13 protein-coding genes and 1 tRNA gene are annotated in these 14,283 nt (G+C 70.9%); 7 read left to right on the top strand and 7 right to left on the bottom strand.

Features of this window, described 5'->3' with window-relative positions; translation table 11 throughout:
- The first annotated feature begins 54 nt into the window (after positions 1-54).
- Positions 55-684 carry a TetR family transcriptional regulator gene (locus AB0O15_RS24375; RefSeq protein WP_364322478.1) on the top strand — a complete coding sequence of 210 codons (630 nt, stop codon included), beginning with the start codon at positions 55-57 and terminating at the stop codon, positions 682-684.
- Between the two features lie 4 nt (positions 685-688).
- On the opposite strand, the gene AB0O15_RS24380 is transcribed toward AB0O15_RS24375, so the two are convergent.
- Positions 689-1,894: an amino acid deaminase/aldolase gene (locus tag AB0O15_RS24380; RefSeq protein WP_364322480.1), complete on the bottom strand. Its 1,206-nt coding sequence runs from the start codon at positions 1,892-1,894 to the stop codon at positions 689-691.
- Between the two features lie 248 nt (positions 1,895-2,142).
- On the opposite strand from AB0O15_RS24380, the gene tmk reads away from it, so the two are divergent.
- Complete coding sequence (gene tmk / locus AB0O15_RS24385) at positions 2,143-4,260, top strand: dTMP kinase (protein ID WP_364322662.1); 2,118 nt, start codon at positions 2,143-2,145, stop codon at positions 4,258-4,260.
- Positions 4,253-5,446, top strand: a complete 1,194-nt coding sequence (locus AB0O15_RS24390) for a DNA polymerase III subunit delta' (protein ID WP_364322482.1) — start codon at positions 4,253-4,255, stop codon at positions 5,444-5,446. Before tmk ends, AB0O15_RS24390 begins: the two co-directional genes overlap by 8 nt.
- Positions 5,447-5,496: 50 nt before the next feature.
- On the opposite strand, the gene AB0O15_RS24395 is transcribed toward AB0O15_RS24390, so the two are convergent.
- The 4 genes from AB0O15_RS24395 to AB0O15_RS24410 all read right to left on the bottom strand — a co-directional run bounded on the left by AB0O15_RS24395 (position 5,497) and on the right by AB0O15_RS24410 (position 8,826).
- Complete coding sequence (locus tag AB0O15_RS24395; protein ID WP_364322484.1) at positions 5,497-6,123, bottom strand: hypothetical protein; 627 nt, start codon at positions 6,121-6,123, stop codon at positions 5,497-5,499.
- 25 nt (positions 6,124-6,148) lie between these two features.
- A complete protein-coding gene (locus AB0O15_RS24400) occupies positions 6,149-6,451 on the bottom strand; it encodes a hypothetical protein (protein ID WP_364322486.1) in 303 nt (100 codons plus the stop codon).
- Positions 6,448-6,774, bottom strand: coding sequence for a YbaB/EbfC family nucleoid-associated protein (locus AB0O15_RS24405; protein ID WP_364322488.1), 327 nt, complete (start codon positions 6,772-6,774; stop codon positions 6,448-6,450). Before AB0O15_RS24405 ends, AB0O15_RS24400 begins: the two co-directional genes overlap by 4 nt.
- Positions 6,775-7,188: 414 nt before the next feature.
- Complete coding sequence (locus tag AB0O15_RS24410; RefSeq protein ID WP_364322490.1) at positions 7,189-8,826, bottom strand: hypothetical protein; 1,638 nt, start codon at positions 8,824-8,826, stop codon at positions 7,189-7,191.
- A gap of 161 nt (positions 8,827-8,987) precedes the next feature.
- On the opposite strand from AB0O15_RS24410, the gene ricT reads away from it, so the two are divergent.
- Positions 8,988-9,824, top strand: a complete 837-nt coding sequence (gene ricT / locus AB0O15_RS24415) for a regulatory iron-sulfur-containing complex subunit RicT (protein ID WP_364322492.1) — start codon at positions 8,988-8,990, stop codon at positions 9,822-9,824.
- 4 nt (positions 9,825-9,828) lie between these two features.
- On the opposite strand, the gene AB0O15_RS24420 is transcribed toward ricT, so the two are convergent.
- Positions 9,829-11,550, bottom strand: coding sequence for a metallophosphoesterase (locus AB0O15_RS24420; RefSeq protein WP_364322664.1), 1,722 nt, complete (start codon positions 11,548-11,550; stop codon positions 9,829-9,831).
- Between the two features lie 135 nt (positions 11,551-11,685).
- Between AB0O15_RS24420 and AB0O15_RS24425 the strand changes: the two genes are divergently transcribed.
- A tRNA-Thr gene (locus AB0O15_RS24425) sits at positions 11,686-11,759 on the top strand.
- A 111-nt stretch (positions 11,760-11,870) separates the two neighbouring features.
- Here the strand turns inward: AB0O15_RS24425 and AB0O15_RS24430 are convergent.
- Positions 11,871-12,212, bottom strand: a complete 342-nt coding sequence (locus AB0O15_RS24430; protein WP_364322494.1) for a putative quinol monooxygenase — start codon at positions 12,210-12,212, stop codon at positions 11,871-11,873.
- 143 nt (positions 12,213-12,355) lie between these two features.
- On the opposite strand from AB0O15_RS24430, the gene AB0O15_RS24435 reads away from it, so the two are divergent.
- The gene (locus AB0O15_RS24435; protein ID WP_364322496.1) at positions 12,356-13,276 is read left to right on the top strand and encodes an AraC family transcriptional regulator; all 921 of its coding nucleotides are present in this window, start codon (positions 12,356-12,358) and stop codon (positions 13,274-13,276) included.
- A gap of 462 nt (positions 13,277-13,738) precedes the next feature.
- Positions 13,739-14,185, top strand: coding sequence for a DUF6232 family protein (locus tag AB0O15_RS24440; protein ID WP_364322498.1), 447 nt, complete (start codon positions 13,739-13,741; stop codon positions 14,183-14,185).
- The last annotated feature ends 98 nt before the right edge of the window (positions 14,186-14,283 follow it).

Here is a 14,283-nt window from a genome sequence, read left to right on the forward strand (position 1 = left end):
CTCGTTGATCCGAGTAACGTTCCCATTATCACTGCTGAGAGGGAGTGGCGACGCGTGTCGACACCAACCGTCACCACCGGGCCGCTGCGGCGGGTCCCGGTGCAGGGCAGAAGCGTTGCCCGGGTCCAGCGCATGCTGGACGCCTGCGCCGAGCTCGTCGATGAGGTCGGCTATGAAGGCCTGACCACGACGCTGCTCGCCGAGCGGGCCGAGGTCGCCATCGGCTCCGTCTACCAGTTCTTCCCGGACAAGCGGGCCATCGTGCAGGCGCTCGCCATGCGCAACATGGATGCCTACCTGCAGGCCCTCTCCGCGCGTTTCGCCAACGAGACGTTCGCGCACTGGTGGGACGGCGTGGACGCGGCCATCGACTCGTTCATCACCATGCACCGCACGGTGCCCGGTTTTCGTACGCTGCACTTCGGCGACGTCGTCGACCTGCACCTGCTGGACGCGGAACGGGACAACAACGCGGTCATCGCCGAGCGCCTGGCCGAGCTGCTGGTCGAGCAGTTCCAGATCGGCGACCGCGGCCAGCTGCGGTTCGCGCTGCAGATCGCCGTCGAGGCCGCGGACGCGCTGATCAAGATGGCGTTCCGCCGCGAGATGACCGGCGACGAGGCGGTCATCCGCGAGGCCAAGGCGCTGATCCGGGAATACCTGCACCGGCACGTCTCCGACTGAGGCCCTACCCCAGGAAGGCATGGCCCTCGCCTCGGTACGTCGGCGTCGGCGCGGCCGTGTCGCCGTCGATCAGCTGCACCTCGTTCACGTGCTCGCACAGCTCGCCGGCCTTGGCGTGCCGGAACCACACCCGGTCGCCCAGGCGCAGGCCGGAGGCCGCGGCCCCGACCAGCGGGGTCTGCACCTCGCCGGCCCACTCGTCCCCCCGGAAGCTCAGGCCCTCCGGGAGGTACGGCGTGGGCTGGCGGGACGGCTCGGGCGGTCCGGACGCGATCCAGCCGCCGCCCAGCACCGTCGCGATGCGCGGCCCCGGGCGGCGGACCACGGACAGCGCGAAGAGCGCGGCCGGCGTCGGCCGCCAGTTCGTGTACTGGTCGAACAGGGTCGGGCCGTACAGCCCGGAACCGGCCGCGATCTCGGTGACCGACGGGTCGGCGGCGGTCTCGGCCAGGCTGCCGGTGCCACCGCCGTTGACGAACTCCAGGTCGGCGTGCTCGCGGACGGCGGCCACCGCGGCCTGCCGGCGCCGGAGCAGCTCGGGCAGGGCGATGCGTTGCATCACGCGGATCGCCCGGCCGCGGGCCGCCCGGCCGGTGGGCGCGTCACCCAGGCCGGCGATGTGGGCCTCGTACGACATCATCCCGATCAGCCGGAACCCGGGACGCGAGGTGATGCGCCGGGCCAGCGCGGCCGCCTGCCCGGCGGAGTGCACCGGCGAGCGGCGTACCCCGACATGAAGTTGACCGATCGGTCGCCAGGACGCATCGAGCTCGAGGCACACGCGGATCTCGGCCCGCCGGCTGGAGGGCGCGACCTGGTCGATCAGATCGAGATGCGCCGGGTGGTCGACCATCAGCGAGATCGCCGACGCGAGCTGGTCGTCCTTCCCCAGCTCGGCGAGGGCCGAGCGATCCGCCGTCGGGTACGCGACCAGCACGTCATCGGTGACGCCCTCGCGGACCAGCCAGATCGCCTCCGGCAAGGTGTACGCCATCACGCCGCGCCAGCCCGGCTGGGCCAGCACCCGTTCCAGCAGGGCCCGGACCCGGACCGACTTGCTGGCCACCCGGATCGGCTTGCCACGCGACCGGGCGGCGAGCGCGGTCGCGTTGGCGTCGAAGGCGGCCAGATCGACCACCGCGATCGGGGTCTCCAGATGCGCGGTGGCGCGATCCAGGCGTTCGCGCAGCTTGAGGCGTGGGGCGGTCACTTGGGGAACATAACGCCTTCGCGAGCAATGCGAAACAGGTTCATCTATGCGCCACTCGTTCGGGCATGCCAACGTCCTCTCGGCGTGCCCCATCGGCGGCCGGATACAGTGCTCAGCGGCAGTTGACCACGGGAGGTACGGCCATCGACACCGACTCGCGCCAGGACGACGCACCCCCGGTCGACCTCTCCGGGGTGGCCGCTCTGCGCTCGGTGTTGCGGATCCGCCCCTTCCGCCGGCTCTGGCTGGTGCTCAGCGTCGCCTCGTTCGGCGACTGGCTCGGCCTGCTGGCCACCGCGCTCTTCGCGTCGCAGCAGGTCACCGGCAGTGTCGCCCAGGGTGGCGCGTTCAGCGGCACGATCGCCATCCGGCTGGTGCCGGCGCTCATCCTCGGCCCGATCGCCGGCGTGATGGCCGACCGCTTCGACCGCCGCTACACGATGGTCATCTGCGACATCATCCGATTCTTCGTGTACGGGTCGATCCCCGCGGTCGCGCTGATCAGTGACAACGGCGGCCTGATCGTGACCTGGGCGGTGGCCGCCACCTTCATCGGCGAGACCGTCACCCTGATGTGGATCCCGGCCAAGGAGGCCGCGGTACCGAACCTGATCCCGCGCAGCCGGCTCGAGGTGTCGAACCAGCTGACCTTGATCACCACGTACGGCATCACCCCGATCTTCGCGGCCCTGAGCCTCGCCGCTCTGGACCGTCTGGTCCGCGGCCCGTTCCCGAACATGCCCGACTGGGCCGAACCGTCCCAGCTCGGCCTGTGGGTCAACGCCGGGTCCCGGCTGGCCACCGCGATCGTCGTCTACTTCGGCATCCGCGAGATCAGCCTCGGCGTCCGGGAACGCAAGCAGAAGGCGGCCGAGCAGAGCATGCTCCGGCAGTTCCTGGACGGCTGGAAGTACATCGGCACCACGCCCCTGGTCCGTGGCCTGGTCCTGGGCATCTTCGGCGCGTTCGCCGGCGCCGGCATCGTGATCGGCACCGCCCGCTTCTTCACCGCCTCGCTCGGCGCCGGTGACGCGGCGTTCTCGCTGCTCTTCGCCACCCTGTTCATCGGCCTGGCGATCGGCATCGGCCTCGGCCCGATGGTGGTCAAGGAGCTCTCCCGGCGCCGCTGGTTCGGCCTGAGCATCGTGCTGGCCAGCGGCTCGGTGATGTTCCTGGCCATCGCCATCCACCTGTCCATGGCGCTGGTCGGCGCGATCTTCGTCGGCGCCGGCGCGGGCATGGCCTTCCTGTCCGGCCTCACCCTGCTCGGCGGCCAGGTCGGCGACGACGTGCGCGGCCGGGTCGTCGCGGTGGTCCAGATCGGCACCCGGATGGTGCTGCTGCTGGCCATCGCGCTGTCCGGTGTGCTGGTCGGCCTGGGCGGCTCCCGGATCATCGAGGTCGGCCCGGTCGACATCTCGATCTCCGCGACCCGGATCCTGCTCCTGGTCGCGGGCGTCTTCGGCGTGTGGAGCGGGATCAGCGCGTTCAGGCAGATGGACGACAAGAAGGGCGTACCCGTCCTCGCCGACCTCTGGGGGTCGATCCGCGGGCGCCCGCTGTCGCCGAACGAGGAGTTCACCCGGCAGGGCATCTTCGTGGTCTTCGAGGGTGGCGAGGGCGCCGGCAAGTCCACGCAGGTCACCCGCCTGGCCTCGGAGCTGCACGCGCAGGGCCGCGACGTCGTGGTGACCCGCGAGCCCGGCGCCACCGACGTCGGCGTCCGAATCCGCGGCCTGCTGCTGGACAAGACCGACGCGCCCGCGCCACGAGCCGAGGCTCTCCTGTACGCGGCGGATCGCGCCCACCACGTCGCCACCGTCGTCCGCCCGGCCCTGGCCCGCGGCGCGGTGGTGATCAGCGATCGGTACGTCGACTCGTCGCTCGCCTACCAGGGCGCCGGCCGGACGCTGCCGGTGCAGGAGATCTCCTGGCTGTCGTCCTGGGCGACCGGCGGGCTCAAACCCGACCTGGTGGTCCTCCTCGACGTCGACCCGCACGTCGGGCTGGCCCGGGTCGACTCGCGGGGGCAGGGCACGGACCGGCTGGAGAGCGAGTCGCGCGCCTTCCACGACCGGGTGCGGTACGCGTTCCTCGACCTGGCCGCCGCCGACCCCAAGCGCTACCTGGTCCTTGACGCCTCCTCCGCGCCCGACGACATCGCCAAACTCGTCTCCCAGCGGGTCGACGGCCTGGTCGCCACCACTCCCGACCACGTCGATCCCGCCCCGGCCGAGACCTCACCCATCACCACCGACGAGCGCGTCACCCACCCCGACGACGTCCGTACGGCCGAGACGCCGGTCGAGGTCATGGAAGATCTGGCCGAGTCGCCCGGCACGAGCAACAATGGCCGCCGTGAGTGACGTGTGGGCCGACCTGGTCGGCCAGGGCGAGGCGGTCGAGGTGCTGCGCCGCGCCGCCGGGTCGGCCGCCCGGATCGTCACGGGCACGGTCACCGGCCCGAGCGCGATGACGCACGCGTGGATCTTCACCGGCCCGCCCGGCTCCGGCCGCTCGGTCGCGGCCCGCGCCTTCGCCGCGGCCCTGCAGTGCGAACGCGACGGGTCCGGCTGCGGCGAGTGCCACGGATGCCACACCGCGTTGGGGGGTACGCACGCCGACGTGCGTTTCGTCGTACCCGACGGCCTGTCCATCGGGGTCAACGAGATGCGCAAGCTGGTCCTGCGGGCGAGCAGCGCCCCGTCGAACGGCCGCTGGCAGGCGGTGGTGGTGGAAGACGCCGACCGGCTCACCGAACAGGCCGGCAACGCGCTGCTCAAGGCCATTGAGGAGCCACCTCCGCGTACGGTGTTCCTGCTCTGCACGCCGTCCACCCACCCCGACGACATCTCGGTCACCATCCGGTCCCGCTGCCGGGTGATCCCGCTGCGCCAGCCCCCCGCCGACGCGGTGGCCGAGGTCCTGACCCGCCGCGACGGCGTCAAGCCCGACGTGGCGGCGTGGGCCGCGGCCGCCGCCCAGGGTCACGTCGGCCGGGCCAAGCGCCTGGCCGGCGACGCCGACGCCCGCAAACGCCGCGAGGCCGTGCTGGCCGTCCCGCGCCGCCTGACCGGCATCGGCGCCTGCTTCGACGCGGCGTCCGCCCTGATCGAGGCGGCCGAGGCCGAGTCGGCGTCCGCCGTCGCCGAGACCGACACCTCCGAGCGTTCCGCGCTCGAGCAGGCCCTGGGCGCCGGCGGCACCGGCCGTGGCGCGGCCGGCGCGATGCGAGGCGCCGCGGGCCAGCTCAAGGACCTGGAGAAACGGCAACGCTCCCGGGCGACCCGCTCCCAGCGTGACGCCCTCGACCGGGCCCTGGTCGACCTGGCCGGCTTCTACCGCGACGTGCTGATCACCAAGCTGAAGGCGCCCGTGGCGGTGGTCCACTCGGACACGGCCGAACAGTCCGCGGCCGCCGCCGAGAAGTGGACCTCCGAGAGCACCCTGCGCCGCCTGGAGGCCGTCCTGGCCTGCCGCGAGGCCATCGACCTCAACGTCAAGCCCAAGATCGCCGTCGAGGCGATGATGGTCAACCTCTGGCGCGGCTGACCGATCCAGGCCGCGGTTCTCACCTGGCTGCCGGGGTTTCGAGACACGGCCTACGGTCGGCGGACCTCAGCCAGCGGCTCGGTGGCGGCCATCAGATCGGCCGCGGCGTCGTAGGTCTCCGCGACCGCGTCGAGGACCATGACCGCGACCCGGGCCGCCGCCTCGGCCTCGCCGGCGGCCGCCGGGTCGATGGTCGTGCTGTGCGCCCGCGCGGCCAGGCTCAGCGCCTCGGCCGAGGTCAGAATGCCGGCCAGGGTCGACGCCAGGTCGGACCGCGCCCGGGACATCCAGGCGGCAAGATCGTCGGCCAGCGCCGCCGTCGTGGCCAGCCGTTCGTCGAGGCCGGCGTCATCGCCGCTCAGATGCCCGGCCAGCCGTCGGCGCGAGGCCTCGTAAGCATCCGCGGCCTCGCCCGCCCAGATGCCCGGCGGCGGAAGCGACTCGGCGATCCCGGCGTAGTCACGCGCATGGAGCCGCAACTCGGGCCCAGCATCGGCCAGATCATCCGGCCGCAGCGCCGCCACCGCCTGCACCGCGTCCCACGGCAGCAACCGCACCCGCCGCAACGCCGGCCACACCTCATGCCCCGCCGGCGCACCGACCGCGGCCAGCACCTCACCGACCCGCTTGAGCAGCGGCGCCGCGGTCTCCAGCACCGCATCGAGCCGGTCGCTCACGACGACCCCTCGGATCGGCACATCATCACCCGGCCCGCTTGATCCGACGGGCGGCGCTCTCATCCGACTCCACATAGTCCCGCTGCGTCACCCGCACCGACTCGGCCAGCTCGGCCAGCCGCGCGGCCGTGTCGGCAGCCTCCCGGGCCCGCGCCTCCAGCACCGCGGACCAATGGGCGTGCAGCCGCCGACCAAGCCGTCCCGGCAGCCCGCCCCCGTCCCCACCGAAGGCCGACGCCGAACCCTCCAGCAACGGCAGCCGGCGATCCACCGTGGACAGCGTCGACGCGGCCGCCGACAGATTCGTGGCAACGGAGTCGGCGATCACGGTTCCCCCAGCGACCGGAACGCGCCGAACACCTCGTCGTGCAGCTTCTCGCGCGCCCAGCGGGCAGCCTCGGTCGCGTTGGTCACCACCGCCTGCACCTCCCTTGCCAGGTCTGCCGCTTGGCGATGCTGCAGACTGCCCCGTATCCGCACGTCGGTGATCTCCCCGGCCGCCGTCACCAGAATCTCCACCGAATCGTCCGGACTGTGCACCGAGACAACATGCGCGGCGACCGCCTTCTCATACTCCGCCCGCAGCGTGTCGATGCGGCGGTAGCGCTCGATGGCCTCGTCGATCCACGCCTCGTCAATCTCGCGGGGCATGCAGACTCCTCACCGGGCGTACCGCCGTGCTTGCGTTCCGGAACGGTATCGAATTCGGCCGCCACACGCGAGATCCCCTGTGGACAAAGCCTCGCCCTGTGGAAAACCAACCCGGATCGTCGCTCCCGCGAGCTACATTCCGACCCACCCAGTGCCGGGGTGGGGGAGGCGGCGGCGCGTCGATGCACGCAACCCACCCCCCAGCGAGGTGGGGTGCCAGGCAGCCGCGGGAGTGCGGCGGCGCCGCACACGGAAGCCTCCGTATGCGGCGCCGCCGCCACCTGCACCCCCCGCAGGTCCAATCCATCGAAGACCATAACGGTGCTCGTGAAGAATCTTCGGCGCGCCCCCGATTCAACCGGACGAATGCCGGTCCCGACGATAGTCGACGACAAGATCCCAGCATTCGAGAGGTCAGGCCTCGAAGCGCCGCCGGCGTCGGCCGAGCAGGACGGCGACCACGCCGGAGGCCAGCAGGGCGCCGCCGATGACCACCATCACGCTCGCCCCGGGGCCGGTGACCGGCAGGCCGCCGCCGGTGCCGGCGTACGCGCTCTCGACGTCGCCGTGTGCGGGCTCGGGCGCGACGGCCGCCGATTCGAGCGCGCCGATCGCCAGGTCGAGGGCCACGTCGGCGTTGCGGCCGTAGCCGTCGTCGGCCGGGCCGCCCTGGGTGATGCCGACGGTGATCGCGGACGCCTTCGCCGCGATCGCGCGCCCCTCGGTGGCCTGGCGAACCCGGCCGAGGCTGATCTTCACGCTGGTGCCGGGGCCGGGCGACGGGGCCGATTCGGGCTCGCCGGCGGGCAGTTGCGGCAGGCCGGGGATGGTCGGCAGCGGCAGATCACCGACGGTTCTGGTGCCAAGGTCCGGCAGGCGCAACGACTCGGTCTGCCGCTCACTGAACGTCAGCTCGATGCTGTCACCGGCCGCGTCCAGCTTTGTGGTCTTGATGCCGTCGCCGGTGATCCGGATGGCCGCCGGAACGTAACGCACGTCGCCACCCTCCACGGTGGACATCGTGGTTCGCAGGCTCGGCGACCGCAGCACTTCGATCTGCACGGCGCCGTCGAGCAGCTCGAACGCCGTCGCGCTCAGGCGGGCGTGGGACACGGTCCGGGCGCCCTGGGCGGTCCGCTCCAGCGCCGTCGTGCTCACGCTCTGCGCCGTCTCGGGTACGGCCACCAGCGCCGAACTCCCGCTGCCACTCACCTGGGCGGCACCGAGCGTGGCGGCCGCCCGGGTGATGTCGCCGTACGCCTTCCCGCACGCCATTCCGCTCCGCCACGTCGCGTCGGTGGCCAGTGACCCGACGTCCATCAGGATCGGTCCCGCCTCGGCGGCCGGCGTCTCCTGCTTGCGCGCCTTGCGGTTCGGCGGCGCCTGCTGAACCAGCGGCGACGTGGCCCGCGACTGCTCCGCGCTGTTGACCATCCGGGTGAGCGCCGCGGCGTTCGGCCCGGCCAGCCCGATCATCGCCGACTTGGCCTCGCCCACATGCAGCCCACGAACCGTGACCTCCCGCGGCCCGGGATCGGCAGGCGCCCCGCCGCCCTGGCCGCCGCCCAAGCCACCGCCCTGGCCACCGCCCTGGCCACCGCCCGGGCCGCCGCTGCCCAGCCCGACGGCCCCGCCGAGGTTCCCGAGCAGCGACCCGCCGCTCGGGCGAGGCTTGCCCCGATCACCGCCGGCCGGCCCGGCATCGGCCGATGAACCCGCCGTCGTGCCCGGACCAGGCGTCGGCGCATCCCCGACCGGTGTCCGGAGCGTGCCGGGCGACGGCGTGCGCCCGGCACGATCACCGTGGGCGTCCATGTGTCTGCCGCGTCCGTCGCCGGGCTTCCCGTTCGACCGTACGGTCAGCTTGGAAATCTTGAGCAGCTCGGCGCCGGACTGGGCGGCATAGCGCTCTGGCTGAGCGCAGCCCCCAGCCGGCGCCGGCGCCGCCAGGACGACCGTCGCAGAGGCCGGCGCGGCGATGATCCCGGCAACCCCGAGCGCGGCGACACTGGCGGCGAACGTCCTGGCGACCATCGGCCTGGCGGGCGTCATGGCGAGTCCTCCCCGAAGATCAGCCGCAGCGAGCGGCATCTACGGGACTTCACAACGACGGTCGATCACCACGGTTGCGTCGGATCAATGCCGCAACCCACGCGGGTACCCCAAATGCGGACATTTCGCCCCAGGTGAAGATCCGACGTAGAGTCAGCGCCATGGGCATGCTGTGCGCGGTCAGCTTCAACCGTTACGGCCGGCTCTACTACCTCGATCCGGGTGAGTTCACGCCCGTCGTCGGCGACCGGGTGCTCGTGCCGACCGACGACGGCCCCGAGGTGGCGGAGTGCGTCTGGGCCGCGCAGTGGGTGAGCGAGGACACCAGCGGGTTCCCCAAGCTGGCCGGCCTCGCCGAAGACCGTGACCTGCGCCGCGACGAGATGCTCCGGAAGCGCAAGGCCGAGGCCAAGGTCGCCGCCAAGAAGCTGATCAAGGCACACGACCTGCCGATGAAGGTGGTCGCCGTCGACCACGTGCTGGAACAGGCCGACAACGGCGGCGCGCGGACGACGATCTACTTCACCGCGCCCCACCGGGTCGACTTCCGGTCGCTGGTGCGCGATCTCGGCGCCACCCTGCGCTGCCGGGTCGAGCTGCGCCAGCTGTCGGCGCGCGACTCGGCCCGCGTCCAGGGCGGCATCGGCTCGTGCGGCCGTGACCTGTGCTGCGCGACGTTCCTCACCGATTTCGAGCCGGTCACCATCCGCATGGCCAAAGATCAGGACCTGCCGCTCAACCCGCTGCGCATCTCCGGCGCGTGCGGCCGGCTGATGTGCTGCCTCAAGTACGAACATCCGCTGTACGCCAAGTTCGCCGAGACCGCACCGGCCGTCGGCAGCCGGGTGACCACGCCCGAGGGCGCCGGCCGGGTCGTGGGCCACAGCGTGCCGAAGGACGAGGTCGTGGTCCGTCTGGAATCGGATGGTTCGCGCTGTTCGTGCAGCCGCGCCTCGGTGTGCGCCCCTCGCCAGGCCCACGACGAGGCCTACGGCTGATCCGTTAGTGGCGCGCCGCTTGTGGTCCGGCGACGCGGATCGGTTCCTCGATGAGGCGTACGCTCAGCGGCTCGTCGGGGCGCACCCATGACTGCTCCGGCGAGCCCTCGGGGTCGGCCACCCACGTTCGGCAGATCTTGTCGACGCCCAGCGGATAGATGGTGAGCGTGCCGTCGGATTCGATGTGCATGCGCAGGAAACTCTTCGCGTCCTCGATGCCCTGCCCGGCGTACAACTCATTGACGTTGACCTTGAACCGGCTCGCCACCAGCAGATAGAGCGCGCAGAGCTGGGTCGCCACGAAGCCGATGACCGGCAGGTAGAGCACGATGGCGACGACCAGCGGCCCGGGCCACATCCAGTCGCGGAACGGCAGCTGCTGCCAGACCCAGGTGCCGCCGGCGGCCAGCGCGATCTGCAGTCCACCGTGGATGATGCCGAGGATCCAATGTGCCGCGTGGTTGGGCACGCCGGCCTTCGGTGGCTGGGCGAAGGCGATGGCGCCGGCCAGGATCACCACACACATGAGTACGAGCGGAATGCTGAACAACCGCTGGATCGGGCCGCCGCTGATGCTCGCCGCGCCGGACATGGCCAGCATGGTGAGCGTCTGCACGATGCCGAGCATGGTGGCGAAGCCGGGGTTGCGCACGGTGATCCGGCGGAAGACGCCCCAGCCCATCCGGCGGGACGTCTCGAACGACGGGAACGTCGAGGTCAGCGAGTACTTCCGGCTGCGGCTGGCGCTGCGGGTAAGGGTGTCTTCCGGCGGGACGGTGAGCTCCTCGGGCAGCGTGTGCGTGCCCAGGAGGTAGGCGCCGCCGCCACCACAGGTGATCAGCTCGCGGTCTTCGCCGGTGAACCGGGCGTAGTGGTGCAGGTCGCCGGAGACGAGCAGCCGCACGTGGGCCTTGGTCGGCCCGAGGATGGTCCGGATGAAGTAGTCGACCGCGTCGTACGCCTCGGGTTTGGTCGCCGCCTTGACCCAGGTCGGCGACGGCGTCATCAGGATCACCCGGTCGTCCGGCCCGATCCCGGCCGCCGCCTTCTCGAAGTAGAGCAGCTGCGGATCGTCGATGTACGCGCCGAACTGCTCGTCGATCGCGAACAGCCACCAGTTCGACGGCAGCTTCACGGCGAAGTACGACCGGCGCTGCGCCGTCCGCCACCCGCCGATGTGACCGTCCTTACGCCGCGCGAAGAGCCGGATGAACGCGGTCAACCCGTCGTACCAGTCGTGGTTGCCGGGCAGCGCGAACAGCGTGGGCGGCCGCTCGGCCGGCGCCTCCGGCAGCGCCGCGCGGTACGGCCCCTTCATCCGGTTCTCGTAGCCGTCCCCACTGGCCAGCGGATAGACCTGGTCGCCGCCCATCAGCAACACATCACCGCGGGGGAGCAGCTGACCGCCCGCCTCGAGCGACGGCTGCGCCAGCAGATAGGCCACCGAGTACGTCGCCGGGAACCCGTCGCCCAGGTCGGCCACGTAGTCGATCCAGATCTCGCCGTCGGTGCCCGGCTGCTCGAAGACGTCGCCGGACAGCGCGTTCTGCAGCTCACGCTTGTCCAGATAGGCGCCGAAGAGGACGGCCAGCAGCGTCCGCACGCCCGTGCTGAGCAGCAGTAACGGCGCCAGCCAGCCGACCGGCCGCTGCGGCGTGAAGCCGAGTTCCTGAGGGTCGAGACTGCGGGGCCGGCGGCGGACGGGGTGCTCGGCCTCGACGGGCATCGGCCGGGATGCCGGCGGCCCGTCCGATGGGGCGGAGTGATCGTTCATCACCGATGGACTCTAGACCCGCCGGTCGACAGTCCCGGTAACCCGTTCCGATCCGGCGGTGGACATGCCGTACACTTGCGTACCGTTGCCGCCTTAGCTCAGTCGGCTAGAGCGACGCACTCGTAATGCGTAGGTCGACGGTTCGATTCCGTCAGGCGGCTCACAGGATGCCCTGACCAGCGGGAGACGCTGGTCAGGGCATCATATTTATCGATGAAGATGTGAGTCACCCCCGAAACTCGCTGGACGCGGAGATGGCCGGGTTTGCCCGGTCAGAGTGGCGAGCTCCATCCGGGGAGCTCAGCCCCGGGGACCGTGAAACCGGGCACCTTGCCGAAGTAGTCGGCCATGAACGGCTGCTGCAGGTGCGCGAGGATCGCCGCCCCGCTCTCCCATTCTTCATAGAGGACGAAGGCGGAGTCGTCGTCGTGTGAGCGGTTGACCGTGTAGTGGATGCAGCCGTCCTCCTGTCGGATCTTCGGGAGAACGGAGCGGATCAGCTCCTCGAATTCGGCTACTTTTCCGGGCCGGATCCGGGCCTCACCGAACATCGCGACCGGACTGGTCGCCGCCATGATCCTGGCCGGAAGGGGGCCTTCGTCGGTGTCACTCATCCGTGATCCCTCTCGTTTTGGCCGGCGGGGGTTCGCTGCCCACGAGAAGCCTAGAAACGACGGACGGGCCGAACAATGCCAAATCAACCCAGTTCTTTGTCCGTTTGGACCACCCGCCGGGATTGAAGCCGTAGGGTGGCGAGGTGGACGTTCTGTCTGAGGTGTTGACCGCGTCCGGCGTCACCGCGAGTTCGGGCGTGCGGATCGTCGGGGGTGGCGAATGGGGCATGATGAGGCCCGAGTGGACCGACGCCGCCCTTTACGGCGTGATATCCGGCGAGGGTGTGGTCGTCACGCGAGAGGACGGCATTCGCACATTCGCTGAGGGCGACGTCTTCCTGATGCCTTCCGGGATCGCGCACATCCTCGCGAGTTCTCCCACCACTGAGGCCGCGATGTGCGACGGGCAGACGGTCATCAGGGCGCAGCACAGCGGAGATTTCATGAGGCTGGGTCACGGGCCGACTACCGCCCAATTGGTTGCCGCGTCCTACTCTCGCGACACGCTCGCGCCCTTGCCGTGGTTCCAGCACCTTCCCGATGTGATCCATGTCCGCGCTGAGTCGACCGGCGCGCGAACGGCGGCGACCCTGCACCTGCTCGATCTCGAGTTGCAGGAGCTCGGCGCCGGATCGCGCGTCATCATCGATCGGCTCGTCGATGTGCTTCTCGCCAACGCTCTCCGGTCCTGGACGAACGGCGAGACTGATTGCGAATCGAGCCTGTGGCGGGCGCTCCGCGACCCCGTCGTCGTCTCGGCCGTCGCCGCGATCCATCGCGATCCGTCCCATGCCTGGACCGCCGACGCCCTCGCGAAACAGGCGGCGGTGTCCCGGACGACGCTTAACCGGCGATTCGAGACGGCCACCGGCGAAGGCCCAGCCACGTACCTCACCCGGTGGCGGATGAACCTTGCAGCGCGGCGCCTCCGCGACAGCGATGACTCCATCGAGAATATTGCGAACGAGACCGGCTACACCTCGGTCTACGCCTTCAGTCGCGCGTTCCGCCGCGAGATGTCGGCACCGCCCGCACAATTCCGGCGTCATTCACGCGTTGCCTGATCCTCAGTGGTCTGCGCGGTAGCGCACGCTGACAACGGTCGGGGCCGGCCGGCGGGCCTGGGGTGCTGGGTCAGGCGTTGTCGCCGGCTGATCTTGGCCGACTCGGGTGGCGGTTGGGCACGACCTCGATCCTGCCCCACCGGGAGCAGCGTTTCGCTGCCGAGCCTGGCGGCTCGTTCTCGCTGGTCACGCCCTGATCACCGATCACCAGGCAGGTTGCTAGTGCGCCATCTGCCAGGTGGCACATTGAACGGTGGCGTTCAGCCACCCCCGCATGCTGTACTGAGTTCAGGCACAAACGGGCGGAACATCGAGGGGGAAGAAAAGGACGGCACCCGGCGGCAACCGGGTGCCGTTACTGCCTCCGCACATTTCCGCTCTCCGACTCAGCGAGGTGGGAATTCTCTCCGTGCCGCTCAGCGGCCCTTTCCTTCCTCGACCAGGAGCGAAAAGGGGAACGCCATGCGCACCTATTACCGTGGACCCGACGCCTTCGTGACCGCCGACAACTTCGTCTGGCTCGGCACCACCCCCAGGATCGTTCCGGTACGCGAGCTGCGGGCGATCCAGCGCGTCGAGCAGACCGCGCGGGCCCGCTTCGCGGACGCCCTCCTCGTCGCGTCGGCCGGTCTGGCCGCGCTCGCCGGGGCGGCCGGACTGACCGCCGGGGCGGTGGCCGGCATCCCCCTGGCCGCACTCGCCGTGTCGGCGGCCGTCGTCGCCGTCTGCAGTCGACAGATGTCGAGCGCCCGCGTCTACCGCGTCGTGGCGACCGTCCGCGGCGCCCGCACCACCGTCTACGAGAGCCGCGACCTTCGGGTGTTCAACCAGGTCACTCGCGCTCTCCGGCGCAGCCTGGAGAACGGCCGCCGGGACCACTCGGACCACCGCCTCGCCGCCGCCTCATGATCACCGTCGGGCTCCACCGTGTGACTCATCTCGTTTCGGTGAACCCAAGAAGCTTCCGCATCGTTTCCATGTAGAGTGACCGCGACCTCGCTGCCTGC

Source organism: Actinoplanes sp. NPDC089786 (assembly GCF_040684855.1).
Lineage (GTDB): Bacteria > Actinomycetota > Actinomycetes > Mycobacteriales > Micromonosporaceae > Actinoplanes.

Bases quoted from the DNA above. Each gene is read 5' to 3' on its own strand.
- AB0O15_RS24405 (WP_364322488.1), bottom strand. From the start codon at position 6,774: ATGCCCCGCGAGATTGACGAGGCGTGGATCGACGAGGCCATCGAGCGC.
- AB0O15_RS24410 (WP_364322490.1), bottom strand. From the start codon at position 8,826: ATGACGCCCGCCAGGCCGATGGTCGCCAGGACGTTCGCCGCCAGTGTC.
- ricT (WP_364322492.1), top strand. From the start codon at position 8,988: ATGGGCATGCTGTGCGCGGTCAGCTTCAACCGTTACGGCCGGCTCTAC.
- AB0O15_RS24420 (WP_364322664.1), bottom strand. From the start codon at position 11,550: ATGCCCGTCGAGGCCGAGCACCCCGTCCGCCGCCGGCCCCGCAGTCTC.
- AB0O15_RS24430 (WP_364322494.1), bottom strand. From the start codon at position 12,212: ATGAGTGACACCGACGAAGGCCCCCTTCCGGCCAGGATCATGGCGGCG.
- AB0O15_RS24440 (WP_364322498.1), top strand. From the start codon at position 13,739: ATGCGCACCTATTACCGTGGACCCGACGCCTTCGTGACCGCCGACAAC.